The organism is Arthrobacter sp. P1_B11 (assembly GCF_056406715.1).
In genome coordinates this window covers 40,213-65,435 of the sequence record NZ_JBFTZQ010000008.1, presented here as the reverse complement: position 1 = coordinate 65,435, position 25,223 = coordinate 40,213, and the positions used below count along the sequence as shown (strand labels likewise).

The window sequence follows — 25,223 nt, the reverse complement described above, 5'->3', positions numbered from 1 at the left end:
CTGGCGAACATTGCACGGAAAACCGTCGGGCTAGTAGCGCGCAGCCACCGGATAGAGCTGCATGCCTGCCATCGCGCTCAGGTCCGTCACCGTGATGCCTGCGGCGGGGTTGAGGGCCTGAACTACCCTGCCGCCGCCCAGGTAGATGGCCACGTGATAGAAGCCCGGGGCGGATCCCCACACCAGGAGATCGCCGGGCTCCGCCTGCGACAGAGGAACGTGGACGGGCGCCTGGGCGAACTGCTCCGACGCCGTCCGCGGGAGGTATTTCCCTGCCGCGGCGAAGGCGTTCTGAACCAGTCCCGAGCAGTCAAAGCCGTAGGCGCCGGTGCCGCCCCATTGGTAGAAGTAGGGCTTGCCCACCTTGCCCAGGGCCACGGAAATGGCGGTCTGGGTGGAGCCTCCGGGTGAGGGGGCAGGTTGCACTGGAGCTGGCGCAGGAGCAGGTGCCACTGGGGCGGGTCGGGCGGGCACTGCCGGGGCAGGCACTGCCGGTGAGGGCACTGCGGGACGTGCCGGCGCGGGCGCCGCCGGCGCGGCTGGGGCGGGCCTGGCAGGCGCAGGCGCAGGCGCCGCAGGCTGCGCTGGAGCCGGTGCCGCCGGAGCAGCCTTCTGCGCTGGAGCCGGTGCCGCCGGAGCAGCCTTCTGCGCTGGAGCCGGTGCCGCCGGAGCAGCCTTCTGCGCGGAGGCGCCGGTCTGGCTTTCCTGTGGCGGCTGGGGGGACGCCGGCTGATTGGATGCGGGCCCGTTGGACGCCGAACTGGCAGCCGCAGGCTGATCCGCTGCGGCCTGCTGGGCTGCTGCGGTTACCGCGGCGAGGCGTGCCTGCTGCCGCTGGCGGTCCAAGGCATCAACCCTGGCTGATTCAAGCGCCGCCGTGGTGTGCCTCAGCGAGGCGAGCTGGCCGACCAGGACTGTCCGCTGCGCCGTCGCATCGGACACTGCTTTCAGTTGCGCTGCGTTGGCCTGTTCGGCCTCGGCCTTGAGCGATTCTGCGGTCTTCGCAGCGTCGTCTGCCGCGCGCCGGGCATCAGCCGCTGCCGCGGTAAGTGATTCTGCCGCGGAAGCGCTGTTCACGGCCGTTTCGAAGGCGCGGCTGCGGCCGGCGGAGAGGGCCTGCAGCGTGGAGGCCTGTTGCAGCACATCGCCCTTTCCGGTGACCAGGCTGCTCAGGGCCGGGTTCAGCCCGCCATTGCGGTATAGATCTCCCGCCAGCTGGCCGATCTCCTTGCGGCTCTTTGCCTGATCCTTGTCCGCTGCCTCGGCACGGGCGGTCGCCTCCGCCGCGGCATCGCCGCGTATGCGCAGCTCCACCAGCGCGTCGCTGTACGCGTTGTTCGCTTCGAGGGTTCGCGCAAAGGTGCCCTCCTGGGCGGCGGCCGCATCGGCAAGGATGTGCTCAATGCTGGTGACCTCCTTTGCCGTCGTGCGTTCACTGGACTTTGCAGCGGCGATGTCCTCGGGAGAGGGGACTTTCGGTGACGCCGGAACCGTGACGGCGGCGGCGAGAGCGGACGGCGCTTGGTCAGCCTGCGCCGGCCCCGCGAGGGTTCCAAGAAGGACGACGGCGGTGCACAGCACGGCCGCCTTGCGGCCGGGACCGGACAAACTCATTCGCAAACCTCGCAGCATCTAGGGCCGGGACGAACGAGTAGGGAGGCGGCACGGAAGTGCCCCTCTGCAGATCACCCAGCAGCACTGAGGCTACGTGCCAATAATCACTTTGGCAACACGAGTCACATCAGCATCCTAAACAACACGAGAGTCATTCTGTCGGATTTTGGACGTGCGTGTTGCGCCAAGGGCGGGACTCGAGCCGCCGTGCGCTCAGGCGTGCTGGTGCGACTCGTGCTCGGAGTGGCTGGCGGGTTCGAGCTGGAACGTGCAATGTTCGGTGTCGAAATGCGAGCCGAGGCAGGTGGTGAGCTTGTCCAGAACCTGGTCAGCGCCGCGCGCACTCAGGACCGCGTCCTCGACCACCACATGCGCAGAGAACACGGGCACACCGGAGGTGATGGTCCAAATGTGGATGTCGTGGACGGCAACCACGCCGGCCACGGACAGGATATGTTCGCGGATCATCCGCACTTCCACGCCCTTCGGCGTGGCCTCCAGCAGGACATCCACCACATCCCGCAGCAGGTGCCAGGCGCGGGGCAGGATCATCACGGCAATCAGCACGGACGCGATGGTGTCCGCGGCCCGGAAGCCGGTGAGCATGATTACAAGTGCTGCGGCGATGACCGCGAACGATCCCAGCAGGTCGCCCAGCACTTCCAGGTAGGCGCCGCGCACATTGAGGCTTTCCTTCTGGGCGCCGCGCAGGATCAGCAGGGACGCAAGGTTGGCCGCCGCGCCGAGGATGGCCGCATACAGCATGATGTCCGTCTGGACGTCCGGCGCGGACCCGATCCGGCGGATGGCCTCACTGAAGATGACCACCGAGATGACGACGAGGATGAGGGCATTGGCCAAGGCGGCGAGGACCTCGGCACGCTGGTAGCCGTAAGTCCGCAGGTCGCTGGCCGGGCGGGCGGCGATCCACGCCGCCAGGAGGGCGATGAAAATGCCGGCGGCGTCGGAGAGCATGTGTCCGGCGTCGGCCAGCAGCGCCAGGGAGCCTGACAGGGCTGCTCCGATCACCTGGACGAGCACCACGGCCACTGTGATGGCCAGAACGGCGATCAGTCGGTTGCGGTGCTTGCCCGTCGCCGTAAGGCCGTGGGAATGGTTGTGGTCGTGTCCCATGCCTACAGGCTAGTCCCAACCGAGCTCGTGGAGCCGCTCGTCGTCGATGCCGAAGTGGTGGGCGATCTCGTGGACCACCGTCACGGCCACTTCGTCCACCACGTCCTCGCGCGTGGAGCAGGTGTCGAGGATGGGCTGGCGGTAAATCGTGATGCGGTCCGGCAGGGAGCCCGCGTCCCACCACGAGTCGCGTTCCGTCAGCGGGACACCCTCATAGAGACCCAGCAGAACGGTGTCCGGGTCCTCGCCCGGCTGCGGCGTGTAGTCGTCCTCGATGAAGACCGCCACGTTGTCCATGGCCCGCGCCACATCGGCCGGGATCCGGTCCAGGGCGTCGCTGACAGCCGCTTCGAAATCAGTCTCTGACATGTCGAAGCCAGAGGAATCGCCGGCTCCGTCAGGAACGATGGGAAGTCCTGGCGGCAGGTTTGCGGGCATATCCAAACTCTAGCGGGATCTCCTCCGCGTGAGCCCCACGCCCACCAGGCAGATGGCGCCGCCCACGAGCCCCCATACCGTGGGGATTTCGCTCAGCACGAGCCACGAGATCAGCACGGTGGTGCCAGGTACCAAGTATGTGGTGGCCGCCAGCTTTCCGGCGTCGATCAGGGAAAGGGCGTAGGCCCATGTGGTGAACGCAATGGCGGTGGGGAAGATGCCGAGGTACACGAGGCCGAGCGTGGCCGGCAGCGGCGCCGCCTGCAGTTCGGTCACCAGCTGGCCACCGAAGGGCAGGCAGCACAGGAACCCCACCATGATCCCGAACCAGGTGGCCTGCGCGGCGGGGAACTTCCGCAGCACCGGCTTCTGGACGATGACGCTGACGGCGGCGAGCGCAGCAGCGAGGAGGCAAAGAAGCACGCCGGCCACATCCGCCGTCGATCGTTGCCCCGAACCCAGCGCGATCACGGCAACGCCACCGAACGCCACGAGGCTTCCGATGATCAGCCAGCGCGGGAACCCCTCCTTGAGGATGACGCCGGCCATAACCGCGATGAGAATGGGGTTGACGTTGATCAGCAGGGCGCTGGTTCCGGCGTCGAGGAGATGTTCGGCGGCGTTGAGGGCCACGTTGTAGCCGCCGAACCACATCACGCCGTAGGCCAGGATGGGCCACCACTCGCGTCCCCGCGGCAGCACGCGGAGTTTGGGCAGGACCAAAGCCCCTAGCACGACGGCGGCGATCGCCAGCCGCCCAAGCGTCAGGGATCCGGGGGAGAAGCTGGGTCCGACGGCGCGGATGCCGACGAACGCGGAGGCCCATAGGACCACCGTGATGACGACGGCGGCGACACCCAGTTTGTTGACTGGCCCCCTGGCCGGGTTATCCGGTGTCGGCGCACCGTGAGGCCGTGAAGCATCGCCGGTCGCGGAGGGGGCAGGGGCGGGTGCAGCTGACGGAGATCCCTTGTGGGGACGTGCGGGCTGCATGGGGCTGGTGTCGGCGGTGGTTGCCATGGTGCCAATGTAGTCCTGTTCCACGTTCCAGGGCTGGCGGAAATCGGTCACGTCTAAACGAGAAACTGCCAATTTTCGGCAGCCCACTCCGGGGCCTCCGAAGTGTCATCCCGGCCAATTTTGGATTTCCCCGGGGTAGGCCCTATAGTTTTAGAGGTCCAGTTCGGAGCAACTCGGAGGGACAAAAACGAATGGCTTCGGCCCTTTATTTTTGCCCTGAATGAGCCGGATTGAGTTCAGGCCCCCATCGTCTAGCGGCCTAGGACACCGCCCTTTCACGGCGGCGGCACGGGTTCGAATCCCGTTGGGGGTACGCAAGGAAGTGGTCAAACCGGGTGTGAAAGTCTGGTAGGCTAAAGGCCTTGAAAAATTGCAGTAGCGATACTGTGAACAGCAAGAAACAAGCAAGGCCCTGTAGCGCAGTTGGTTAGCGCGCCGCCCTGTCACGGCGGAGGTCGCGGGTTCAAGTCCCGTCAGGGTCGCTCTGATTGCCAGAAGAAATTCCGGCTCTCATGGTGACATGTCACCTAGGCTCTGTAGCTCAGTTGGTAGAGCGTTCGACTGAAAATCGAAAGGTCACCGGATCGACGCCGGTCGGAGCCACCACTGGGAAGCACCAGTTCTTCGGAACTGGTGCTTTTCTTCTTTAACCCCGCGACCTCTCTAGCGCCCCACAAGCGCTCCGAAGACGCGCGGGTGGTCCAGGGTCGGGCGAAGTCGGGTGGCGCCAAATCGTTGCCGTGCATCTGTGCGGTTCGCGCGTCCTCAGCATGCGCCGGCCCTCCCTCACGGCCGCTTGTAGCTCCGCGGGGTGTGGACCACTCCGCCCTGGAGATCTTCGCGAACGCCAAGCCGCTGACGGCATGCGCCTGCCCGACACACGCGCCTGCCCGACACCGGGCGGGGGTACTGTTCGGGCTCCTCCACTGGAGGGGTGCAGCTGCGCCAACTGGATGCGTGGCGGATGACAATTATCTTCCATGATCCCCGTCACCACTCCCCGTGATGTCGATTGCTCCGTAACGGCCCTTTTCCAGACCGAATAGGGCCGTTACGGAGCAGCGGTTGGGTAAACGGACAGTGGATGACGAAAAGAAATCATATTTGTTAAGCAACATTTGACTCGGATATGTGATCGTGGCACGCGCGCGCCAACGGAAGATGTAAGCGCTTGCACAAATTATGGGCTGGGCCGGCCGCACTCCGAAAACCGTGTTGAACTCGGGTGACAACGTTGTCTACCGTTGAATGTGGGCCGGGAAAAGCACAAACCTTCCGAGCCATCCAAGCGGGGTTCTACCCAAACCCCGCTCTCCCTCGACACAACGGCGTCCTCGACGACGCATGCCGTGTCAGCGAGGCCTCCGGAGTGCGGGGGACAGGGCGTCAGCCCGTCTTCCACGAAATTTATCTCCGCGAGAAGAGCAAAAAATGCACAAGCACCCCAACACCACCCGGATGCTGCGGTGGCGACCAGCCGCCGCAGCACTGGCGGCCGCTGTCGCTGCCACGGCTTTCCTGGCAGTTCCCTCGGCGCAGGCCAACGAGCCGTCGGATCCGCCGTCGAACACCCAGATGCCGGCCCCCGCCCCGGGCTTTCCGCTGCCGACCAAGCACACGCAGAAGGTGCACGATCCGGCGTCTGACTTCACCTCGAAGTGGACCCGCGCTGATGCCAAGCAGATCATGGCGCAGAGCGACTCCACGGTAAAGCCCGGCCAGAACTCCATGAGTCCGGACGTCACCATGCCGGAGATCCCCCAGGATTTCCCGGCCATGAATGACGACGTGTGGGTTTGGGACACCTGGTCCCTGACCGATGAGCACGCAAACCAGATCAGCTACAAGGGTTACGACGTGATCTTCTCGCTGGTCGCCGACCGCCACGCAGGCTACGGCTTCGACCAGCGCCACTGGAATGCGCGCATCGGCTACTTCTTCCGCAAGACCAACGCTGACCCGGCCAAGGACAAGTGGAACTACGGCGGACACCTGTTCCTGGACAACACCTCCATCGGCAACACCGAATGGTCCGGTTCCACCCGGCTCATGAAGGGGAACGAGGTGAACGTGTTTTACACGGCCACCACGTTCTACGACGTCAAGGAGCGCAACTCCGGCGGCGGTGGAATTGCCCCTGACGCCGTCATTGCCAAGGCGCTGGGTAAGATTCACGCCGACAAGAACGGCGTCACCTTCGACGGCTTCAAGCACACCAAGCTGCTGGAGCCGGACGGAAAGATGTACCAGAACAAGGCCCAGAACCCGGGCTTCGCGTTCCGGGACCCCTACACCTTCGCCGACCCGGCACACCCCGGCAAGACCTACATGGTGTTCGAAGGCAACACCGGCGGAACCCGCGGCGACTACAAGTGCAAGGACGAGGACCTGGGCTACGCTCCCGGTGACCCCAACGCGGAGAAGCGTGACGAGGTCAACAGCAAGGGCGCCTACTATCAGACTGCAAACGTCGGCCTGGCAGTAGCAGACAACAAGGACCTGACCAAGTGGCACTTCTTGCCTCCTGTCCTCTCCGCCAACTGCGTCAATGACCAGACTGAGCGCCCGCAGATCTTCATCCAGAATGAAGGCGGCAAGAACAAGTACTACCTGTTCACCATTAGCCACCAGTTCACCTACGCGGCTGGCATGCGCGGCCCGGACGGCGTCTACGGCTTCGTGGGCAACGGCATCCGCTCCGACTACCAGCCGATGAACAACAGCGGCCTCGCCCTGGCTTCCCCGACGGACCTGAACCTGCCGTCGGAATCCCCGGAAGCGCCGACCCCGAACCAGAACGGCCGCCAGTTCCAGGCCTACTCGCACTACGTGCAGCCGGGCGGGCTGGTCCAGTCCTTCATCGACAACGTGAACGGCGTCCGCGGCGGTTCGCTGTCGCCCACCGTGAAGATCAACTTCCGGGACGGTGTCTCCAAGGTTGACCGCATCTTCCTCCAGAACGGCCTCGGCCCGTTCGGCTACCTGCCCACCAACGTCCGCGTTGGCGGCGAAGGCCACTACAAGTAACGCCGGGCTCACCCGTAGAACGGCAACACTGCAGTAAATCGGCGGAGGCGCCCGGACCAGTTCCGGGCGCCTCCGCTGTTAAACACCTGCGCCTCGTACGCCCCGTCAGCCAGAAACCTTGGGCTGTCAACTTGGAAAGCAGGGTGTCGCCCCGGCTAGACTCGCACGCCGGGGGACACACGGCCGGCGCCTCCGCCGGCCAGACAAGGCCGCCGTTCGGCGGCGGAACCGATCCAGGAAATGTGAACTGTGAAAAACTTTGCCCGTCCGCTGACCGCCGCCGCCGTCTTCGCCACTGTGGCACTGACCGCCTGCTCCGCCCCGACAGCCGGCAGCGCGCCGTCGCCGTCCTCTTCTCCAGACAGTTCCGGCTCTTCGAGCAACCCCGCCGCGGCGCCGAGCGCGGGCACAACATCCGGAGCTTTTGGAGGCTTCGCCACCGCCGCGGAGGCATGCACCACGATTTCCCAACAGGCCACCGGTGCCTCCCTGCTGCCTCTGTCCGCTGCCCAGGGCAAGACCGCGGAACTTGAGCAGAAGAAGGCGGAGCTGAGTGAAACGGCGGAACGCGTCCCGGAATCTCTGAAGGCAGACTTCGCCAGGCTTAATGAAGTGGCCGTGGCCGGGCTGAGCGACCAGACGGTGTATTCCAGCGGTAAGTTCCAGGACGCCATGGCCCCCGTGACCAAATGGCTGGCCAGCAACTGTTCCTAGTTTTAGTTCCTAGTTATAAAGGGTGCTTCCTGAGGTCAAGGAACGGTGCCGGAACGGAAGGGCGAATCGCGGCTCTACCCCTGACGATGTCGGACCTAGGGGATAGGGTTGTGATCAACGGAAGGGGAGCGCCTGATGGAATACCCGAACACGGATCCTGCCGGCACGCGCACACAAACGGCCCTCAGTCAGGCCGGCGGCAGCGGCCGGACGGTCATCTCTGAAACGGCAGTAGCCAAGGTGGCCGGAATCGCCGCCCGCGCCGTGCCAGGGGTTTACTCCCTGGGCACCGGTTCCTCCAGGGCGCTGGGGGCCATCCGGGACGCGGTAGGCAGTTCAGACCACGCAGCGGGGGTACATGCCGAGGTTGGCGAAACCCAGGTCGCGGTTGATATCACCCTGGTCGCGGCGTACGGCACGCCGCTGCACTCCCTGGCCAACCAGGTCCGGGCCGCCGTTTATTCGGCAGTCGAGAAACTCGTTGGCCTGCAGGTCATAGAGGTGAACGTCGAAATCACCGATGTCTATATTGCCCCGCCGGTGAAACCAGCAGGGGCAGCGGCGGCAGCTGAGAGGGAGGCGATCCTGTGAGCCTGACGGTCGTGGGAATCGGAATCGGCGCCTTCGTGGCGTTCATGTCGCTCCAGTTCGGCCTGTGGGGGTTCCTGATTTCCCTCCTGTTCATGGGCATAGGTGCCCTTCTGGGCCGCGCCGCAGAAGGGAAACTGGACCTGCGCAGCGTCATCGATGCCCTCAGCGGCCGGCGCTCCTCATCATGAGCGCGGAAGCCGGGGCGGCTCCCAGCCAGCTCTACAACGGCCACAACCGGATCAGCACCCAGGCCCTGACCAGCCTGGCCAAGGCTGCAGCCGGTGACGCCTTGGGGATTCCGCCGCACGACGTCCGCGCAGACTGGTCGGACGACGACGGCCTGCTGGCCTTGTCACTGGTCACGCCTATCAAGATTCCCGCCCTGACTGCTGTCCTCCGCGACCCGGCACGGGTGCCGGCTTTCGGTGGCTCCATCTGGGACAGGGCCATTGCCGCCAAGTCCGAGATCCTGGCCAGGGTCACCGAACTCAGCGGTGCTCGGCTGAGCAGGGTGGATATCCGCATCAGCGGTGCCCACGTCACGGAAAGGGGCCGGGTCCGTTGAGCTCCGTCATCGAACAGCAGAACCCAACCGGCGAGGAGCCAGCGGATGCCTCCGGCGGGCCGGGCCACTCCGCGTCGTTGGACATGCGCCGGATCCTGGACCGGGAAACCCATTCCTCCCGCGCTGCGGCGGCAGGGATCGCCGCCACCCTCGTCATCCTCTTCTGCCTCTACGCACTCCTCGAATCGGCTGTCCGGGCCGTCGGCCAGCCGCCCTGGCTTGTCGATCCCCAGACGGCAGCCGAACGGATCGTTTCGCTTCCGAACGGCATTCCGCCCCTCCTGCTGGGGGTTACCGGCGCAGTGGTCACGGCTGCGGGCCTCTTCTTTTTCCTCAGCGCCATACTGCCCGGGCGCCGGGCACGGCACTTGCTGGACGACCCCCGGGTGGCCGTGGTGGTGGACGACGAAGTAATCGCGTCCGCCCTGGCCCGCCGGGCGCGCCTCGCGGCAAACGTCACGTCGGAGCAGGTCATGGTGGTGGTATCCCAGCGGCAGGCCGTGGTGAATGTCCGCCCGACCTCCGGTGTACCGGTGAGTGAGAACGCCGTCCGCGAAGCAGTTGAGGACGAACTTCGCTCAATGGCGCCGATTCCCATGCCTGCGGTGCGGGTTAATCTGGCGACGTCGGGGGTGATTGGCGCATGAACAACACGCCCCGGCTGCTCAACAGGATCCTCATCGGCATCCTCGGCCTCAAACTGTTGGCTGTTGGCATCCTGCTGATGCTGCTGGCCACTGTTCCCGCCGTTGGATCCTGGTGGCAGTCCTGGTCAGGAGACGTCTGGGACGGCGCCAACCGGCTCTTTGACGGCACGAGGTTCCCTGGCCGGCAGGAAAGCTGGGTCTGGATTGTCCTGGCCCTTGCCCTCGTGCTGCTGATCGTCCTCATGGTGGCCTGGGTCGCCCAGCAAGGGAAAGGACGTGCCGATCTTCTGCTGGCCGCCGAAGATCCCGGCAGCGTTCCCGGAGACGTGCGGATCGGCGGCGGTGTCGCAGAACAGGCACTGAAGAATGCGCTGGCTGAACGTCCCGATCTTGCCGGCGCCACGGTCACCACCTACGAGGTCCGTGGGCAGCCAGCCCTGAAGATCCGGCTGCATCCGAGGCCCGGAGTCGCCCCGCACACACTCACGGCGGACACGTCAGCACTGGTCGCGGCCTTGGAAGCGGTCGTGGGCCAGAAGACTCCCGTGCTGGTGCATGTTGCCGCCGGAGCCCGCAGCCGCTTCAGCCGTGCGGAGCGCGTCCGCTGAATGTGACCTCCTGCAGGTCCGGCCGCGTTCCCGTTTGGTGCAGGCACGCCTTGGCCATAGTTTTGAAGAGCGAGGCGTGGTTGTCCATTGCGGCAGCCACGGCCCGTATCCGGGCCCAACCGCCCGGCCAAGCCCGTCGATGAAGGAGAACACTGTGAGCGAAGACGTAACAGGAAACCAGGCTGCCAAGGACGGACTCGAAAACGCTGTGGGCCATGCAAAGGAATTTGCGGGCGACGCTGCCGAAAACGTCAAGGAGTTCGCGGGCGAGACCGCTGAACACGTCAAGGAATTTGCCGGTCAGGCGGCGGGGAGTGTCAAGGAATTCCTCGCCGGAGACGTGGCGGAAAATGCGAAGGAACTCGCCGGCGATGTAACCGAGAACGTCAAGGGCTTCGGGGCCAAGCTTGCCGGGCTCTTCAAGGGCGGCAAGTAGCCTTTTCGCGAGTCACTCGCGCCCGGCGCCGTGGTGCCCCGGCACCCCGGGCAGGCTTACCGGGCAGCGTCCGGTCTGTGCTACCACCATTCGCGCCGGATAAAGGCAGAAGAGCGCTGCGTTCCCCGCGGAACGCAGCGCTCTTCGGCCTAACGCGGCACTCTTGTCCTCGGCGTCCGGCTATCCCGCCACGAGGTAAGCTGCGCTGTTCGGCACAATAACTGCTGCGTCAGTCACGGCTTCGGCCGCAACGGAGGCGGCCGTCCCGGCGCCCGCGGGTCCGGCCGCACTCGACAACACCACGCGGTAGCCATCCGGAACGGGCGTCGGCTCGGCTGCCATGTTGGCCACCACCAGGATGCCCCGGTTCTGGAACGCCAGGACGCCGAGTTCGGGGTCATGGATGTCGGCCCAGCAAAACGATCCCGAGCCCAGGCCATGGCTCTTGCGCAGCGACAGCGCGGATCGGTACAGCTCCAGCGTGGAACCCTCGACGCCGTCCTGCAGGTCCGCGGCCAGCTCGCCGAAGGACGCCGGCTGGGGCAGCCACGGCTCGGCGGGCTGGCGGTGACCTGCCCCGCCGTCTGACGATCCGCCGTCTGATGATCCGCCGTCGGGCGTTCCGCTGGGAGGTGCCCCCTTGGAAGGTGCTCCGCTGGAAGGTGAAACGGCCGCCGTGTAGGCCTCGGCGAATCCGAAGCCGGGCTCGCCGGACTTCCACGGCAGCGGAACGCGGCACCCATCGCGTCCCCGCTCAACTCCGTTGGTGCGGAAGAATGTCGGGTCCTGGCGCGCGTCCGCCGGCACGGTGGTGTGCTCCGGCAGGCCCAGTTCCTCGCCCTGGTAGAGGTAGGCCGAACCTGGCAGCGCCAGGGATACGAGCGTGGCCGCACGGCCGCGCGCGAGTCCCAGGGCGGCATCAGGCTGCTCGTCCTCGGCCGCGATGCCCTTCGGGAAGGTGGTGGGGTCCGCAAGTCCGAAGCGGGTCGTGTGCCGCACCGTGTCATGGTTGCTCAGCACCCACGTTGTCGGTGCGCCGACCGAAGCGGCTGCCTCGAGCGACTCTTCGATGGCTACGGCCATGCGCTGGGCGTCCCACCCGGCCAGGAGGAAATCGAAATTGAACGCCTGCTGCATTTCGTCCTTCCGGATATAGCGGGCGAGGCGCTCCGCAGGCTCCACCCAGGCTTCGGCGACCAGCATGCGGTCACCGTCATACCCGGCCAGCACGCGGTTCCAGTCGCGGTATATGTCGTGGACGCCGTCCTGGTCAAAGAACGGCGACGGCGGATACAGCGGCGACACCGGCTGGTGGTCCAGGGCCTCCCCGGGCGCATCGAGCACGGCTACTTTCGCCCCGACGGCGTCATCCGCGCCGGCGCTGCCGGCCGCCAGGCTTGCGCGGTGGGCTGTGTGCGGTTCGACTGCCTCCGGGTGGGCGCCGGGGGCGTCCGGAAGATGCCGGCCCTCGGACGAGCCTTCCACCATGGCGGCCACGCCTTCCCAGTCCGGGAGCCCGGCCTCCTTGACCATTCCGTGGGCCACGTCCACACGGAAGCCGTCCACGCCGCGGTCCAGCCAGAAGCGCAGCACGGATCGCATTTCCTCCTGGACCTCAGGGTTTTCCCAGTTGAGGTCCGGCTGCTTGGTGTCGAAGAGGTGCAGGTACCAGTCGCCGGGGGTTCCGTCCGCGTTGGTGGTCCGCGTCCAGGCCGGCCCGCCAAAAATGGACTTCCAGTTGTTTGGGGCCGTGTTCCCGTCGCCGGAACCCTCCGTTTCGTCCTTCCCCGGCCTGAACATGTAGCGTTCCCGCGCGGCTGAGCCGGGCTCCGCAGCCAGGGCCTCCTGGAACCACACGTGTTCGTCCGAGGTGTGGTTCGGCACCAGGTCAACGATGACCTTCACGCCCAGGTCGTGAGCCTCGTGTAACATTTCGTCGAAGTCATCGAGGCTGCCGAACATCGGGTCCACCTGGCGGTAGTCGGCCACGTCATAGCCGGCATCCGCCTGCGGGGATTTGTAGAACGGCGACAGCCAGACGGCATCGACGCCGAGCTTCTTCAGGTACGGTAGCCGCGCGGTGACGCCCAGGAGATCGCCCATGCCATCGCCATTGGCATCGGCGAAGGAACGGGGATAGATCTGATAGACGACTGCGCTGGCCCACCACGTCCCGATGTCGGAACCGGGCGTTGAAATCGGGCGGTGGCTCATGGTTGCCTCTCCGGTAACAATTAGGTGTAAACGCTTGCATTTGTTCCGGCAACGTTACTAGTGTGACTGTCACCACATCAAATGCACCAGTGATTTGTCTTGTCACTCAGCGAGGAGTCTCCTGCCAATGAAAACCCCGAAATTCTTACTACCGGTAGCTACTGCCGGCGTTCTCGCCCTAACGCTCTCCGCCTGTGGTGGCGGTGGCGGGGGTGCCACCGGTGGCGGTGCTGCCGGCGGCGACGCCGCTGCGGGCCTTGACGGGCGCGGGCCCATTACTTACGTCCAGGGCAAGGACAACAGCAACGTCGTGCGCCCCTTGGTTGCCAAGTGGAACGCCGCGCACCCGAACGAGAAGGTGACCTTCAAGGAGCAGACCGACCAGGCCGACCAGCAGCACGACGATATCGTGCAGCACTTCCAGGCCAAGGACGCCGGCTACGACGTCGTGGACGTTGACGTAGTGTGGACCGCCGAGTTCGCTGCCAAGGGCTGGCTGCAGCCGCTCAAGGACAAGATGGCCATCGACACCGGCGCCATGCTGAAGCCCACCGTTGACAGCGGCACGTACAAGGGCACGCTGTATGCCGCGCCGCAGACCTCTGACGGAGCCCTGCTTTACTACCGCAAGGACCTGGTGCCGACCCCACCCAAGACGTGGGACGAGATGATGAGCATGTGCTCCATCGCCAAGAAAAACAACATCGGCTGCTACGCCGGCCAGTTCAGCAAGTATGAAGGCCTCACCGTAAACGCGTCCGAGGCCATCAACTCCGCCGGCGGATCGGTCCTGGACAAGGACGGCAAGCCCAGCCTGAACACCCCCGAGGCCAAGGCCGGCCTGGAGAACCTCGCCAAGGCATACGCAGACGGCAACATTCCCAAGGAAGGCATCACCTTCCAGGAGGAGCTGAGCCGGCAGGCGTTCCAGAGCGGCAAGCTCCTGTTCCTGCGCAACTGGCCTTACGTCTACAACCTGGCAACTACTGAGGGTTCGTCTGCAGTGAAGGACAAGCTTGGCATCGCACCGATCCCCGGCGCGACCGGCGCCGGCGCCTCGTCGCTGGGCGGACACAACCTGGCTGTCAGCGTCTATTCCAAGAACAAGGCCACTTCCTTGGACTTCCTGAAGTTCATGACCTCGGAAGAGTCCGAGAAGTTCTACGCAACCCAGGGTTCGCTGGCCCCGGTGCTGGGATCCCTGTACACCGACAAGGATCTTGTGGCCAAGCTTCCGTACCTGCCGGTCCTGAAGACGTCCATTGAGAAAGCCGTTCCCCGCCCGGTCTCCCCGTTCTACCCGGCGGTGACCAAGGCCATCCAGGAAAACGCCTACTCAGCCATCAAGGGCGAGAAGCCCGTGGACACTGCACTGTCAGACATGCAGAAGTCCATCGAATCCGCCGGTGCAGGATCGTAGGTCTGCCATGGCAACCGAATTAGGCCCGACGCCGGTCAAGGCACCGGCGTCGGGCGGTACCCCCGTCCATCACGCCCCCAAGGGCGTGGGTGAGGACAACAAGATCCTCAGCCAAGGTAAGTGGGCTTCCTGGCTCCTTGCCCCCACCGTCATCGCGTTGGGCATTGTGATCGTTTACCCGATCATCAGTGCCATCGTGATGTCCTTCCAAAAAGACGCCGGACTCGATCCGGCCACGGGACTCTTCACCGCCGGCGGCTCGGCCGGCATCCAGAACTACGTGAACTGGCTCGCGCAGCAGTGTGCGGCACCTGCCGGCGGAACCGTCGCCTGCCCGCCAGGAACACTCGGCGCCCAGTTCTGGTCGGCCACGACAACAACGTTTTTCTTCACCGTCGTGACCGTTGCTTTCGAAACCGTCCTCGGCTTCTGGATGGCCATGATCATGGCCAGGACGTTCAAGGGCCGGAGCCTCGTTCGTGCGGCCGTGTTGGTGCCGTGGGCCATTCCCACCGCCGTGACCGCCAAGCTCTGGTTCTTCATCTTCGCCTTCGAAGGAATCGCCAACAAACTGTTCAACACCTCCATTCTGTGGACAGGCAGCGAATGGCCCGCCAAGTGGGCGGTGGTCATCGCGGATGTGTGGAAGACCACTCCGTTCATGGCGCTGCTCATCCTCGCGGGTCTGCAGATGATTCCTGCCGAGGTCTACGAGGCGGCAAAGGTGGACGGGGCCACTGCCTGGCAGCGGTTCCGGATGATCACGCTGCCGCTGGTGAAGCCTGCGCTCATGGTGGCCATCCTGTTCCGCACCCTTGACGCGCTCCGCATGTTCGACCTTCCGTACATCCTCACGGGCGGCGCGAACAACACCACCACGCTGTCGATCCTGGTGATTAACCAGATCAGGCAAGGCTTCAACTCTGCCGCGGCCTTGTCGACCATCACCTTCATCATCATCTTTCTTGTCGCTTTCATTTTCGTCCGCTTCCTCGGGGCGAATGTTGTGGAGCAAAGCGGCGCCACCGGTAAGGGGAAGAAATGACCGCCGCGACAACCGAACTGCGCGCGCAGCAGGACAGGGGCAGGAAGGCGGCCCAGAACCGGGAAAAGTGGGCGCAGGGCCGCACTTACATAAGTGCCGCAGTGGTCCTGATCTGGTGCCTTGCACCGGCGTACTGGATGGTGGTGACGGCCTTCCGCGATGTGGGCTTCACGTACGACACCTCGATCCTGCCGACGCACGTCACCCTGGACAATTTCAATACCGCGTTCGACACATCGTTTGGCAACAGGTTCGGCCAGGCTTTGCTGAACAGCGTGTTCATCGGTGGAGTCGTCACCTTGGTGTCGCTGGTCATCGGTGTTTTCGCCGCCTACGCACTGGCCCGGCTGAACTTCAAGTTCAAGTACTTGGTGCTGGGCTTCATCCTGGGTGCTTCCATGTTCCCGGGCGTTGCCCTGATCACCCCGTTGTTCCAGCTGTTCACCAACATCGGATGGATGGGCACCTACCAGGCGCTGATCATTCCGAATATTTCGTTTGTCTTGCCGCTGACGGTCTACACCATGACCTCGTTTTTCCGCGAAATGCCGTGGGAACTTGAGGAATCGGCCCGTGTGGACGGCTGCACGCAGGGCCAGGCGTTCCGGAAGGTGATCATGCCGCTGGCCGCCCCGGCTATCTTCACCACTGCGATCCTGGCGTTCATCTCCTCGTGGAATGAATTCCTGATCGCCAGCCAGCTGTCCAGCGATGCGACCCAGCCGGTGACAGTGGCTATCGCCAACTTCGCCGGGGCGCAGCCAAACCAAATTCCCTACACCGCCATCATGGCGGCGGGCACCATCGTGACCATTCCGTTGGTCATCCTGGTGCTGGTTTTCCAGCGCAAGATCGTGGCCGGCCTGACAGCGGGTGCAGTCAAGTGACAGACGGGGCAGCACCGCGGGGCAAGAAGCAGGCAGCCTGGCTGGGGCATAAGCGTGTCCGGTCGGGCGAGGACTTCGACATCATCATCGGATTCCTTGGCTTCTGGGCCGTGGTGCTGCTCGTCTTCACCATCTGGATGGAGCTCACGGCCCAGCCGGCCCTCGGCTGGGCGCTGGGCTTGCTGGCCATCCTGCTGGCGCTGTACGGGATGATCAGGCTCCGCAGGCGCCTGCCCGCGCGCACCGCCACCAGGCACAGCTGACAGCGGGCCGGACTAAAATGGTTTCTTGCCGCTGGGAGAACGACATGGCGGAAATCAGCATAAGGGCTTTGAAGGGACACCGTGGCGCGCACAACTGACCGGGCACAGCGCGGCGGCCACTCCGGAGTAAGCATCGAAGACGTGGCTGCCGCCGCCGGAGTGTCCACGGCCACGGTGTCCCGGGCCGTGCGCGGGCTGCCGAGGGTTTCGCCTGCAACCCGTGAAAAAATCCTGGAAGTGGCAGGCGCCCTCGGCTACGTGGCTTCCTCGTCGGCTTCGGGCCTGGCCACCGGACGCACCAAAACGATTGGCGTGCTGGCCCCGTTCGTTAGCCGCTGGTTCTTCTCCAAAGCGATTGAAGGCGCAGACCGCGAGCTGCACGCACGGCAGTACAACCTGTCCCTGTTCAACCTCGGCGGCCACGGCAGCCACCGTGAACGGCTCTTCAGCAAGACCATGGTCTACAAGCAGATCGATGCGCTCCTGGTTCTTTGTATGGCGCTGTCCCATGAGGAGCTTGAGCACCTGCAAAAGATCGACATTCCGCTGGTCGTCGTGGGCGGCCACGTTGAGGAATGCGCCTACATTGGCATTGACGACTACGCAGCAGCGTCCGCCGCCGTCAAGCACCTGATCGGCCTCGGCCACCGCGACATCGCGTTGCTCCACGGCGACGACGAAACCGACCTCAACTTCGACGTTCCGCGCGTCCGCATCCTTGCATTCCAGGACGTCATGACCGCGGCCGGCCTCGAGGTCCGCCCGGAGTGGGATGAGTGGGGAGACTTCACGGTCCGGAGCGGCCAGGAAGCATTCAGGCGGCTGTGGGGCCAGCACGGTCCCAAGCCGACAGCAATCTTCTGTGCTTCCGACGAAATGGCCATGGGCGTCATTTTTGAGGCGAACCGCGTGGGCGTCCGCGTTCCTGAGGACCTGTCGGTGATCGGCATCGACGACCACGACTTTTCCGAAGCCCTGGGACTCACCACTGTGGGCCAGCGGCCCGATGAGCAGGCCGAGCTGGGCACCAAGATGCTCCTGGATGAACTCGTCGGGATCACCGGCGCGGTGCACTCCACCGTCGCGCCGCACCGCCTCATCGTCAGACGGACGACGGCGGCGCCCCGCGCCTAGCGGGCGTCAGGCGGTCAGGATGCCCGCGCCAGCTGCCGGATGGGGATCCAGCGCGAAGCGAGCCTGCGGTAGGCGGCAGCTGCGCCGGTCATGTCTCCCTCGGCGAGGCACTCGATGCCAAGGCGCACGTCCATGGGCGAATCATCCGGGTAGACCTTGTCTGCCACCGCCCCGTAGTCCAGTTCGACCATGGCATCCGCATGGAAGAGCTCCAGCCATTCGGTGAGCTGCGTGAGGTCATCGAGCATGTCGAGGTCCGGCGCGGCCAGGGCGAGGTTCGCCACGGCGTAACGCACCCGGTCGAGGGCCTGGGCAATGGGCGTCCAGACCCGGACGGTGAGGATCCGGCCGCCGGACTCCACCACTTCCTGCGGATCAGACTCGAGGAACAGGGAGAACCAGCTGAACGGGATGCCCCAGGTGGACGCCCGGGTGTGCACGCGGGTGGCGCCTTCGCGCGCGTTGACCAGATCGATCCGCTCCTGGTGCCTGTCGCGCTGCTCTTCCGGAATCAGGAGTTCGGCCAGCGGCCCGTGGATTCCCTCCATCAGCGCATTGGCCGCCAGCCCGGCCCGCAGCACCAGCTGGCTGGGGCAGTAAAGGAGTGCAGCGCCGTCGGATTTTTCCGTGTCCGCCGCGTCTTTGGCACCGTTCTCCACCGGCACGCCGGGCGCGCGGGTGATGCGCACCAGATCGGTCCGTCCTGTGGGGAACGGATCGCCGCCGGGCCTGGTGATCCGTCCGAGCGAGGCCAGCAGCTCGGCGTTTTCGACGGCGGCGCGGGAGGCAGCACGCTTGCCGGCCGCCTTGAGGGCAGCCTGCTGGTCCTCGGGGAAGGCATCCAGCGGCTCATAGACCCGGAGCGTGGACGAGAACGGCAGGCCGGCCTGGCCCCGGTAGAGGTTTCCCGTCATGATTGCCTCCCCGTCACTGGTTGTCTGTCCCCATTAGTCGGCAAGCTCCACCAGCACGGGGGCATGGTCAGAGGCGCCCTTGCCCTTGCGTTCCTCACGGTCAATCGAGGCTCCGGTGACACGCGCGGCAAGGGCTGGCGACGCCAGGACGAAGTCAATCCGCATGCCTTCCTTCTTGGGGAAGCGTAGCTGTGTGTAGTCCCAGTAGGTGTAGACGCCGGGGCCGGGGGTGTGCGGGCGGACCACGTCCGAGTAGCCGACCTGCTCGAAGGCGCGGAATGCGGCACGTTCGGGTTCGCTGACATGCGTCAGCCCCTGGGAGAGGAACATGTCGATGTCCCAGACGTCGTCGTCCGTGGGCGCGATGTTCCAGTCGCCCATCAGCGCGATCTGCGCTTCGGGGTTCTCCGTGATCCAGCCGGCGGCGTGGTTCTTGAGGGAGTCCAGCCACTTGAGCTTGTAGGGCATGTGCTCATCGTTGAGGGCGCGGCCGTTGGGGACGTAGAGGCTCCAGACGCGGACGCCGCCGCAGGTCGCTGCCATGGCGCGGGCTTCCTGTATGGGGTCCTTGCCCGCCTTGCCGAACACCGGCTGGTCCACAAACGCGCGTTCAACGTCGTCGAGCCCCACCCGGGAAGCAATTGCCACGCCGTTCCACTGGTTCAGGCCGTAGTGCGCCACCTCGTAGCCCATCCGTTCGAACAGCTCCCACGGAAAGTTGTCGTCCTTGCACTTGGTTTCCTGAATGGCCAGGACATCGCAGTCAGAGCGCTGCAGCCAGGCTTCCACTCGGTCAGCTCGGGCACGGAGGGAGTTCACATTCCAGGTAGCTATCTTCACAGTTCCTAACTTACCGAACTTGGGCCCGGGGTGAATGGGGCACCAAAGGCGGAACGCGCGTCCATCCCGGTTCCTGGACTCTGGAATTTAGTAGGAAGTCCGAGTATATTCAGGTCCAAGATGACCTGGGTCACATGCGAAGGAGCATTCCATCATGGTGCGCGAACTGTCCCACTACATTGACGGCCACAGGGTCGACGGCACCTCCGGCCGGTTCAGCGATGTTTATGACCCCTGTACCGGTGAGGTCCAGGCCAGGCTGCCGCTGGCCAGCTCCGAGGAGGTCCGCAACGTCATCGCCAGCGCGGAAAAGGCCCAACTGGAGTGGGGGGCTATGAACCCCCAACGCCGCGGCCGCATCCTGCTCAAGTTCGTGGACCTCGTGAACGAGAACCTGGACGAGCTGGCCAGGCTGCTGTCCTCGGAACACGGCAAGACCATTCCGGACGCCAAGGGCGACATCCAGCGCGGCATCGAAGTAGTGGAGTTCGCTGCTGGGGCCCCTCATCTGCTCAAGGGCGAGTTCTCCGACAACGCGGGATCCGGCATTGACGTGCATTCCATGCGCCAGCCGCTGGGCGTGGTTGCGGGCATCACGCCGTTCAACTTCCCTGCAATGATCCCGCTCTGGAAGTCCGGCCCGGCCCTCGCGGCCGGCAACGCCTTCATCCTCAAGCCCTCGGAACGGGACCCGTCCGTGCCCCTGCGGCTGGCCGAGCTCTTCACGGAGGCCGGCGTGCCGGACGGCGTGTTCAACGTGGTCAACGGCGACAAGGAAGCCGTGGACGCGCTGCTCGAGGACGAACGCGTCAAGGCAATCGGCTTCGTGGGCTCCACGCCCATCGCCCAGTACATCTACGCCACCGCGGCCGCCCACGGCAAGCGCGCCCAGTGCTTCGGCGGGGCCAAGAACCACATGGTGATCATGCCCGACGCGGACCTCGACATGGCCGCCGACGCCCTGATCGGGGCAGGGTACGGGTCCGCCGGCGAACGCTGCATGGCCATCTCCGTGGCGGTCCCGGTGGGTGAGGATACTGCGGACAGGCTCGTGTCACGGCTCCAGGAGCGGATCAAGGGCCTGAAGGTCGGCCACAGCCTGGACAAGGACTCGGACTTCGGGCCGGTGGTGGCGCCAGCTGCCAAGGAGCGGATCGAGGGCTACATCCAGTCCGGTGTCGACGAAGGCGCCACGCTGGTGGCGGACGGCCGCGGACTTGCGGTGGAAGGCTACGGCGGCGGCTTCTGGGTGGGACCGACGCTCTTCGACAACGTCACCAAGGACATGAAGATCTACAAGGAGGAGATCTTCGGCCCCGTGCTGAGCGTCCTGCGCGCCTCAGACTATGACGAAGCCCTCCGGCTCTGCAGCGAGCACGAGTTCGGCAACGGCGTGGCGATCTTCACGCGAGACGGGGACGCCGCACGCGACTTCGCCAGTCGGGTCCAAGTGGGCATGGTGGGCATCAACGTGCCCATTCCGGTGCCCATTGCCTATTACACCTTCGGCGGGTGGAAGTCGTCCGGCTTCGGAGACCTCAACCAGCACGGCGCCGACGCCTTCCGGTTCTATACCAAGACCAAGACCGTGACCACCCGGTGGCCTTCGGGTATCCGCCAAGGGGCCAGCTTCATCATGCCGGAAGGAAGCTGATGGCTGAGCGGCGCTCTGATTCAATCCCGACTGATACTGACAATGCCGATGCGGAGGTCCTGTTTGAACGGCGCGGCCACTTGGGCGTCATCACGCTGAACCGCCCCAGGGCGGTCAACGCGCTCAACGCCGGCATGGTGGCCGCAATGCTGCGCCGGCTCACCGCCTGGGCCGACGACGACGGCGTGGCCACCGTCCTGGTGCAGGGTTCCGGTGAACGGGGCCTGTGCGCGGGCGGGGACATCGTGGCCATTTACCGCGACATCCTGGCTGGCGGCGATGAGACCGCCGGCTTCTGGGAAGCGGAGTACCGGCTCAACTCGCTCATCTCCCGGTATCCCAAGCCGTATGTGGCATTCATGGACGGACTGGTCCTGGGCGGCGGCGTGGGGATCTCCGCCCACGGCTCCGTCCGCATCGTCACTGAGCGGACCAGGACGGGGATGCCGGAAACCACCATCGGGTTCGTGCCCGACGTCGGCGGCACCCTGCTGCTCGCGCGCTCGCCGGGGGAGGCCGGCACCCATGCGGCCCTGACCGGCGCCCATTTGGACGGCGCCGATGCGCTGTTCCTGGGACTTGCCGACCACTTTGTCCGGTCCGAAAAGCTCGCAGACCTGGCGGCAGCGCTTGAACACGAAACCGCGGAAGCCGCCGTCGGACGCTTCGCCGAAAAGCCGCCGGCCTCGGGGCTGGAGGCGCAGCGGCACTGGATCGACGCCTGCTACACGGCCGGCGACGCCGAGGAAATCCTTCGGACGCTGCGGGCTGCGGGCGGTGAGGCGGCTGAGGCTGCGGACACCATCGAGGCCAAGTCACCCACGGCGGTGAAGGTGGCCCTCGCATCGCTGCGGCGCGCTGCGGGGCTCACTCTCGACGAGGCTCTCGTTCAGGAATTCCGGGTGGGACTGCGCTGCTTGGCGGGCCCGGACTTCCGCGAAGGGATCCGCGCGCAGGTGGTGGACAAGGACCGAAATCCGCAGTGGCGGCCACCCGCGCTGTCGGAAGTGCACGCGGCCGACGTCGAGCGGTTCTTTGCGCCGTTGGGGGACAGGGAGCTGGTTCTTTTGGAGAAGGAGACTGACAATGCCTGACGTTGCGACACCGGACGCTTCAGGGCCCAGCGGCGATGCGGCTGCCACCGGCCCGGCGGAGAAGAAGGAGCACATAGCGCTCCTCGGGCTGGGCCATATGGGCGGTCCCATGGCGGTCAACCTGGTCAAGGCCGGCTACACAGTCGCGGGATTCGATGTCGTGCCGGCGGCCCTCGAAGCCGCGCGTGAGCACGGCGTCCCCACCGCGGGAAGCGCCGCCGAAGCAGTGGCCGGGGCGGACGTGGTCCTCACCATGTTCCCGAGCGGCCGGCACGTGCTGGACGCCTACCAGGGCGAAGAAGGGCGGGCCGGTTTGCTCTCGGCTGCCGGCCCGGACACCATGTTCCTGGACTGCTCCACCATCAACGTTGATGAGGCCCGGGAGGCGGCCCGGCTGGCAATCGAAGCCGGGCACCGGGCAATCGACGCGCCGGTTTCCGGCGGTGTGGTGGGCGCAGAGGCGGGCACCCTGACGTTCATGGTGGGCGCCCTGCCGGAGGACTTTGAAGCCGTGCGGCCGATGCTGGAGGTGATGGGCCGGCGCGTGGTCCATTGCGGGCAGCACGGTGCCGGGCAGGCGGCGAAGGTCTGCAACAACCTGATCCTGGGTGTCTCAATGATCGCCGTGAGCGAGGCCTTCGTCCTCGGCGAGAAGCTGGGGCTGACGCATCAGGCACTGTTCGACGTCGCCTCGGCAGCGTCCGGGCAGTGCTGGGCGCTCACCACAAATTGCCCTGTCCCGGGGCCGGTGCCCACGAGCCCGGCGAACCGGGACTACCAGCCCGGCTTCGCCGGTGCGCTGATGGCGAAGGACCTCAGGCTGGCCCTCAACGCCGTCCAAAGCACGGGCGTTGCGGCCCGCATGGGACCGCTGGCTTCGGAAATATATGACGCCTTCGCCGCCGAGGGCGGTGCCGGACGGGATTTTTCCGGCATCATCACCGACATCCGGGACAAGTCCGGTCAGTAGTCTTAGTTTTACGACCAACCATGAGGGGCACGCATGTCGCAGGAGTACGGGAACATTCTGGTGGAGCGCCGTGGCCGTGTGGGCCTGGTGACCCTGAACCGGCCCGAGGCGCTGAACGCCCTGAACAGGGCGACCCTCGATGAGCTCGTTGCCGCGGTGTCAGCCATGGACACCGATCCTGGGGTGGGCGCCGTGGTGATCACAGGTTCAGGCAAGGCTTTCGCAGCCGGTGCGGACATCAAGGAGATGGCCTCCAAGGGCTACATCGAGATGTACGACGCCGACTGGTTCCGCGGGTGGGAAGACCTGACCAGGCTGCGGATTCCGCTGATTGCGGCGGTGTCCGGCTTCGCCCTGGGCGGCGGCTGTGAACTGGCGATGATGTGCGATTTCATCATCGCCGGGGACAACGCCAAGTTCGGCCAGCCGGAGATCAATCTTGGAGTGCTTCCCGGCATGGGCGGCTCCCAGCGGCTGGCCCGCGCTGTGGGCAAGGCCAAGGCGATGGACATGATCCTGACCGGCCGGTTCATCGATGCCGAAGAGGCGGAACGCTCCGGTCTCGTGGCCAGGGTAGTGCCGGCAGCAGACACCGTGGAGGAGGCGCTGCAGGCAGCCGAAGTCATCGCGTCCAAGTCAAAACCCGCCGCCATGCTGGCCAAGGAAGCGGTCAACGCGGCGTTTGAGACGGGGCTGGCGCAGGGCGTGCTTTTTGAGCGCAGGCTTTTCCATTCACTCTTCGCCACAGAGGACCAGAAAGAAGGCATGGCGGCTTTCTCGGAGAAGCGCCAGCCGGAGTTCAGGCACCGGTGAACATCCCCCTGGCCGTGCAGCGCACTGTCAAGGGGACTTCCCTGCGCGTCATCCCGGCGGCGATGCTGTCGCTGTCCGGCTTCACCCTGTTCGCGTTGGACCAGAGCGTTCCCGGCTACGCCCTGCTGGCAGCTGCGCTGGTGGTTGCTGCGTTCGTTGACCGGGCGCTGTTGCGCGACCTCGTCCTGATTGCGGTGGGGGTCGCCGCGGTCAGTGCTGTTCCGATCACCACGGATATCAGCACTTCGCACATGCTCATCATGGGATCCGCCATGATCCTGGCCGTGGGGATTCCGTATGCCGTTTCGCGCTGGATCACCAAAGAACACGCAGTGGTCTTTCCGGTCATGACCGGCAATAAGTGGACGCGCGGAGAGAAGTTGTACCTGCCCCTTGTGGTGGTGCTGGGCTACGCCGTGCTGCCCGTTTACATGATCAGGACAGGGGTCTATGCCAACTGGCCGGCCGTACATGACCCCGACGGTATCGCGCGGCTCTTCGTCGGAACGAACGCCCTGGGTATCTGGGACGAGCTGTTCTTCATCTGCACGTCCTTCGCGCTGCTCCGGCGGCACCTGCCCGACTGGCAGGCCAACCTCCTGCAGGCCGTCCTGTTCACGTCCTTCCTGTGGGAACTGGGATTCCGGGCCTGGGCGCCGCTCTTCATCTTTCCCTTCGCGCTCCTGCAGGCCCGCATATTCTCCGTGACGAAGTCACTTTCCTACATTGTGGCCGTTCACCTGCTCTTCGACTTCGTGCTCTTCCTCGTTTTGCTCCACGCCCATAACCGGGCATGGTTCGACATTTTCCTGTACTGAGTACGGCTGATCGCCGCCGCGATTTCACCCGCCGTTAATCGCGGCGCTCTATCGTTGCACTTCAAGCAATTGTGCGAGAAGGGAACGATCGTGGCAGACATCGCTGCTGTACTGGGACGACTCACCCTGGATGAACTTGAGGAGATCCACGCCGCCGGTCCCCACGGCCATTTGAGCCGTCGGATCGTGGAGGCACTGGACCGTGCCGTAGGAGGCCCGGGATCAGGCCGCGGCTACTACGTGCCGGCCGGCAGCGTCAGTGCGACTGGCAGTCCCCACCTGATCCTGCGAAGCGACGTTGCAGCCTGGCTCTTCGGATCGTCCGCGCAGAAAGAGGCCGCAAGCCCGGCCTAGCGGGATGGC

At 65.3% G+C, this 25,223-nt stretch carries 26 protein-coding genes and 3 tRNA genes; 22 read left to right on the top strand and 7 right to left on the bottom strand.

Annotation, left to right across the window (positions count from 1 at the left end; all coding sequences use genetic code 11):
* Nucleotides 1-30: 30 nt before the first annotated feature.
* From AC1D14_RS08855 to AC1D14_RS08840, 4 genes are all read right to left on the bottom strand, one after another.
* On the bottom strand, nt 31-1,614 hold the full coding sequence (locus AC1D14_RS08855; RefSeq protein WP_476968316.1) for a C40 family peptidase: 1,584 nt from the start codon (nt 1,612-1,614) through the stop codon (nt 31-33).
* Between the two features lie 213 nt (nt 1,615-1,827).
* Nucleotides 1,828-2,748: a cation diffusion facilitator family transporter gene (locus AC1D14_RS08850; protein ID WP_230119283.1), complete on the bottom strand. Its 921-nt coding sequence runs from the start codon at nt 2,746-2,748 to the stop codon at nt 1,828-1,830.
* A 9-nt stretch (nt 2,749-2,757) separates the two neighbouring features.
* Nucleotides 2,758-3,186, bottom strand: a complete 429-nt coding sequence (locus AC1D14_RS08845; protein ID WP_230119284.1) for a metallopeptidase family protein — start codon at nt 3,184-3,186, stop codon at nt 2,758-2,760.
* A 9-nt stretch (nt 3,187-3,195) separates the two neighbouring features.
* Entirely contained in the window at nt 3,196-4,206 is a 1,011-nt protein-coding gene (locus AC1D14_RS08840) for a DMT family transporter (protein WP_230119337.1), read from the bottom strand.
* A gap of 240 nt (nt 4,207-4,446) precedes the next feature.
* On the opposite strand from AC1D14_RS08840, the gene AC1D14_RS08835 reads away from it, so the two are divergent.
* The 11 genes from AC1D14_RS08835 to AC1D14_RS08785 all read left to right on the top strand — a co-directional run bounded on the left by AC1D14_RS08835 (nt 4,447) and on the right by AC1D14_RS08785 (nt 10,794).
* Nucleotides 4,447-4,519, top strand: a tRNA-Glu gene (locus AC1D14_RS08835).
* Nucleotides 4,520-4,614: 95 nt separating this feature from the next.
* A tRNA-Asp gene (locus tag AC1D14_RS08830) sits at nt 4,615-4,688 on the top strand.
* Between the two features lie 48 nt (nt 4,689-4,736).
* Nucleotides 4,737-4,812: transfer RNA gene (locus tag AC1D14_RS08825), tRNA-Phe, on the top strand.
* An 825-nt stretch (nt 4,813-5,637) separates the two neighbouring features.
* Nucleotides 5,638-7,233, top strand: a complete 1,596-nt coding sequence (locus AC1D14_RS08820) for a glycoside hydrolase family 68 protein (RefSeq protein WP_476968315.1) — start codon at nt 5,638-5,640, stop codon at nt 7,231-7,233.
* A gap of 249 nt (nt 7,234-7,482) precedes the next feature.
* Nucleotides 7,483-7,947 carry a hypothetical protein gene (locus AC1D14_RS08815; RefSeq protein WP_230119286.1) on the top strand — a complete coding sequence of 155 codons (465 nt, stop codon included), beginning with the start codon at nt 7,483-7,485 and terminating at the stop codon, nt 7,945-7,947.
* Nucleotides 7,948-8,082: 135 nt separating this feature from the next.
* Complete coding sequence (locus AC1D14_RS08810) at nt 8,083-8,538, top strand: Asp23/Gls24 family envelope stress response protein (protein WP_230119287.1); 456 nt, start codon at nt 8,083-8,085, stop codon at nt 8,536-8,538.
* Entirely contained in the window at nt 8,535-8,726 is a 192-nt protein-coding gene (locus tag AC1D14_RS08805; RefSeq protein ID WP_230119288.1) for a hypothetical protein, read from the top strand. The genes AC1D14_RS08810 and AC1D14_RS08805 overlap by 4 nt, the downstream gene beginning before the upstream one ends.
* On the top strand, nt 8,723-9,103 hold the full coding sequence (locus AC1D14_RS08800; protein WP_230119289.1) for a hypothetical protein: 381 nt from the start codon (nt 8,723-8,725) through the stop codon (nt 9,101-9,103). The genes AC1D14_RS08805 and AC1D14_RS08800 overlap by 4 nt, the downstream gene beginning before the upstream one ends.
* Nucleotides 9,100-9,750, top strand: coding sequence for a hypothetical protein (locus tag AC1D14_RS08795; RefSeq protein WP_476881620.1), 651 nt, complete (start codon nt 9,100-9,102; stop codon nt 9,748-9,750). Before AC1D14_RS08800 ends, AC1D14_RS08795 begins: the two co-directional genes overlap by 4 nt.
* On the top strand, nt 9,747-10,358 hold the full coding sequence (locus tag AC1D14_RS08790; protein WP_230119290.1) for a hypothetical protein: 612 nt from the start codon (nt 9,747-9,749) through the stop codon (nt 10,356-10,358). Before AC1D14_RS08795 ends, AC1D14_RS08790 begins: the two co-directional genes overlap by 4 nt.
* A gap of 154 nt (nt 10,359-10,512) precedes the next feature.
* Nucleotides 10,513-10,794 (top strand): hypothetical protein, encoded by a 282-nt coding sequence (locus AC1D14_RS08785; protein WP_230119291.1) that lies wholly within the window; start codon nt 10,513-10,515, stop codon nt 10,792-10,794.
* Nucleotides 10,795-10,974: 180 nt separating this feature from the next.
* Here AC1D14_RS08785 and AC1D14_RS08780 read toward each other — a convergent pair whose 3' ends face one another.
* Entirely contained in the window at nt 10,975-13,008 is a 2,034-nt protein-coding gene (locus AC1D14_RS08780) for a glycoside hydrolase family 13 protein (RefSeq protein WP_476968314.1), read from the bottom strand.
* A gap of 127 nt (nt 13,009-13,135) precedes the next feature.
* Here AC1D14_RS08780 and AC1D14_RS08775 point away from each other — a divergent pair, with 127 nt between their 5' ends.
* From AC1D14_RS08775 to AC1D14_RS08755, 5 genes are all read left to right on the top strand, one after another.
* Complete coding sequence (locus tag AC1D14_RS08775; protein WP_230119293.1) at nt 13,136-14,428, top strand: ABC transporter substrate-binding protein; 1,293 nt, start codon at nt 13,136-13,138, stop codon at nt 14,426-14,428.
* A gap of 7 nt (nt 14,429-14,435) precedes the next feature.
* Complete coding sequence (locus AC1D14_RS08770; RefSeq protein ID WP_476881618.1) at nt 14,436-15,473, top strand: carbohydrate ABC transporter permease; 1,038 nt, start codon at nt 14,436-14,438, stop codon at nt 15,471-15,473.
* A complete protein-coding gene (locus AC1D14_RS08765) occupies nt 15,470-16,360 on the top strand; it encodes a carbohydrate ABC transporter permease (protein ID WP_230119295.1) in 891 nt (296 codons plus the stop codon). The genes AC1D14_RS08770 and AC1D14_RS08765 overlap by 4 nt, the downstream gene beginning before the upstream one ends.
* Nucleotides 16,357-16,623: a hypothetical protein gene (locus AC1D14_RS08760; RefSeq protein ID WP_476881617.1), complete on the top strand. Its 267-nt coding sequence runs from the start codon at nt 16,357-16,359 to the stop codon at nt 16,621-16,623. Before AC1D14_RS08765 ends, AC1D14_RS08760 begins: the two co-directional genes overlap by 4 nt.
* Before the next feature lie 81 nt (nt 16,624-16,704).
* Nucleotides 16,705-17,757: a LacI family DNA-binding transcriptional regulator gene (locus tag AC1D14_RS08755; RefSeq protein ID WP_230119297.1), complete on the top strand. Its 1,053-nt coding sequence runs from the start codon at nt 16,705-16,707 to the stop codon at nt 17,755-17,757.
* A 14-nt stretch (nt 17,758-17,771) separates the two neighbouring features.
* Here the strand turns inward: AC1D14_RS08755 and AC1D14_RS08750 are convergent, their stop codons facing one another.
* Together AC1D14_RS08750 and AC1D14_RS08745 are read right to left on the bottom strand one after the other, a co-directional pair.
* Nucleotides 17,772-18,671, bottom strand: coding sequence for a DUF8083 family protein (locus AC1D14_RS08750; RefSeq protein WP_230119298.1), 900 nt, complete (start codon nt 18,669-18,671; stop codon nt 17,772-17,774).
* 33 nt (nt 18,672-18,704) lie between these two features.
* Nucleotides 18,705-19,511, bottom strand: coding sequence for an exodeoxyribonuclease III (locus tag AC1D14_RS08745; protein ID WP_230119299.1), 807 nt, complete (start codon nt 19,509-19,511; stop codon nt 18,705-18,707).
* Nucleotides 19,512-19,665: 154 nt separating this feature from the next.
* Here AC1D14_RS08745 and AC1D14_RS08740 point away from each other — a divergent pair, with 154 nt between their 5' ends.
* The 6 genes from AC1D14_RS08740 to AC1D14_RS08715 all read left to right on the top strand — a co-directional run bounded on the left by AC1D14_RS08740 (nt 19,666) and on the right by AC1D14_RS08715 (nt 25,214).
* Nucleotides 19,666-21,165: a CoA-acylating methylmalonate-semialdehyde dehydrogenase gene (locus tag AC1D14_RS08740; protein WP_230119300.1), complete on the top strand. Its 1,500-nt coding sequence runs from the start codon at nt 19,666-19,668 to the stop codon at nt 21,163-21,165.
* Nucleotides 21,165-22,259, top strand: a complete 1,095-nt coding sequence (locus AC1D14_RS08735) for an enoyl-CoA hydratase/isomerase family protein (RefSeq protein WP_476881615.1) — start codon at nt 21,165-21,167, stop codon at nt 22,257-22,259. The genes AC1D14_RS08740 and AC1D14_RS08735 overlap by 1 nt, the downstream gene beginning before the upstream one ends.
* Nucleotides 22,252-23,229, top strand: coding sequence for a 3-hydroxyisobutyrate dehydrogenase (gene mmsB, locus AC1D14_RS08730; protein ID WP_290369772.1), 978 nt, complete (start codon nt 22,252-22,254; stop codon nt 23,227-23,229). The genes AC1D14_RS08735 and mmsB overlap by 8 nt, the downstream gene beginning before the upstream one ends.
* A gap of 33 nt (nt 23,230-23,262) precedes the next feature.
* Nucleotides 23,263-24,042, top strand: coding sequence for an enoyl-CoA hydratase (locus AC1D14_RS08725; protein WP_230119302.1), 780 nt, complete (start codon nt 23,263-23,265; stop codon nt 24,040-24,042).
* 62 nt (nt 24,043-24,104) lie between these two features.
* Nucleotides 24,105-24,860, top strand: a complete 756-nt coding sequence (locus AC1D14_RS08720; RefSeq protein ID WP_230119340.1) for a CPBP family glutamic-type intramembrane protease — start codon at nt 24,105-24,107, stop codon at nt 24,858-24,860.
* 90 nt (nt 24,861-24,950) lie between these two features.
* Nucleotides 24,951-25,214, top strand: a complete 264-nt coding sequence (locus AC1D14_RS08715) for a hypothetical protein (RefSeq protein ID WP_230119303.1) — start codon at nt 24,951-24,953, stop codon at nt 25,212-25,214.
* Nucleotides 25,215-25,223 lie beyond the last annotated feature (9 nt).